This is a genomic window from Mycobacterium sp. (genome assembly GCF_049585075.1).
In the GTDB taxonomy this organism is placed as follows: Bacteria; Actinomycetota; Actinomycetes; order Mycobacteriales; family Mycobacteriaceae; genus Mycobacterium.
Genome location: NZ_JBAUZA010000022.1, coordinates 1 through 1643, shown reverse-complemented (window position 1 = coordinate 1643; position 1643 = coordinate 1). Strand labels below are relative to the sequence as shown.

Here is a 1643-nt window from a genome sequence, read left to right as displayed (position 1 = left end):
GGCCAGATCCACCCGCACCCCGGCGGCTCGCAGCTGCCCGGCCAGCACCGCCAGCCGCAGCTTGGCCTGCTCGCCCAGTGGCGCTCCGAACACGTCGCACCGGGTGGTCCTGCCGACCTCTTTGCCCTCGGCGCGCAACGCCAACAAGGTGCGGTCAACGCCGAGACCGAACCCGATACCCGACAGGTCCTGTCCGCCGAGTTCACGCATCAGACCGTCGTAGCGGCCACCGCCGCCGATGCCGGATTGCGCGCCAAGCCCGTCGTGCACGAACTCGAAGGTGGTCTTGGTGTAGTAGTCCAATCCGCGGACCATCCGCGGGTTGATGACGTAGGGCACGCCCAGCGCGTCGAGATGCGCCAGCACGGTCTCGAAATGCTGCTTGGCCACATCGGAGAGGTGGTCGAGCATCACCGGAGCGCCGGCCGTCATCGCCTTGACCTCCGGACGCTTGTCATCGAGCACCCGCAGCGGATTGATCTCGGCGCGCTTGCGTGTTTCGTCGTCAAGGTCAAGCTGAAATAAGAAGTCCTGCAGCATTTCCCGATACTGCGGACGGCAGGTGTTGTCGCCGAGCGAGGTGATTTCCAGCCGGAACCCATCAAGGCCCAACGAGCGGAATCCAGCGTCGGCGACGGCGATCACCTCGGCATCCAACGCAGGGTCGTCGACACCGATCGCCTCCACACCGACCTGCTGCATCTGGCGGTAGCGGCCGGCCTGAGGCCGCTCGTAGCGGAAGAACGGGCCCGCGTAACACAGCTTGACCGGCAGCGCGCCGCGGTCCAGGCCGTTCTGGATCACCGCGCGCACGACGCAGGCGGTGCCCTCCGGCCGCAGCGTCACCGAGCGGCCGCCGCGGTCGGTGAACGTGTACATCTCCTTGGAGACCACGTCGGTGGACTCGCCCACCCCCCGGGCGAACAGCGCGGTGTCCTCGAAGATGGGAAACTCGATGTCGCTGTAGCCGGCCCGGCGGGCCGCGTCGAGCAGCCCCGACCGCACCGCGACGAACGCCGCCGATTCCGGCGGGACGTAATCCGGTACGCCTTTGGGCCCGGATAACGGCGTGAATTGGCTCACGAGCTCAGACCTTCGAGGAACGGGTTGAACCGCCGCTCCGCGCCGATGGTGGTCGCATTGCCGTGTCCAGGCAGCACCACAGTTTTGTCGTCGAGGACCAACAACTTGTCGACGATCGAGCGAATCAGGTCGCGGCCGCTGCCGCCGAACAGGTCGGTCCGGCCCACCGAGCGCTCGAACAGCGTGTCGCCGGTGAACGCGACGTCGTTATCGTCTTTGTCGTTCGTGACTCGGAAGACCACCGATCCGCGGGTGTGGCCGGGCGTGTGGTCGACGGTGACGCTGATCCCGGCGAGATCGATCTTGTCGCCGTCGCGGTCCAGTTCGATGACCTGTTTGGGCTCGCGGAAGATCGCGGCGAACAGCAGCTGGCCCAGCTTCGGCCCGAAGTCCTTGATCGGGTCGGTCAACATGAACCGGTCCTCGGGGTGGATGTAGGCGGGACAGCCGAACGTGTCGGACACCTTCTGCGCTGACCAGATGTGGTCGATATGGCCGTGGGTGAGCAGGACCGCGGCGGGAGTCAGCCGATTCTTGTCCAGGACGCGGCGCAATTGGCC

General features: G+C 66.5%; 2 protein-coding genes. Both read right to left on the bottom strand.

Annotation, left to right across the window (positions count from 1 at the left end):
• Positions 1–1083, bottom strand: a 1083-nt coding sequence (gene hisS, locus WB785_RS01150) for a histidine--tRNA ligase (RefSeq protein WP_424076873.1), incomplete at its 3' end; no start/stop codon positions are given.
• Positions 1080–1643 (bottom strand): MBL fold metallo-hydrolase (locus WB785_RS01145; RefSeq protein ID WP_424076872.1); only part of this gene is annotated, 564 nt, incomplete at its 5' end. The genes WB785_RS01145 and hisS, both read right to left, overlap by 4 nt.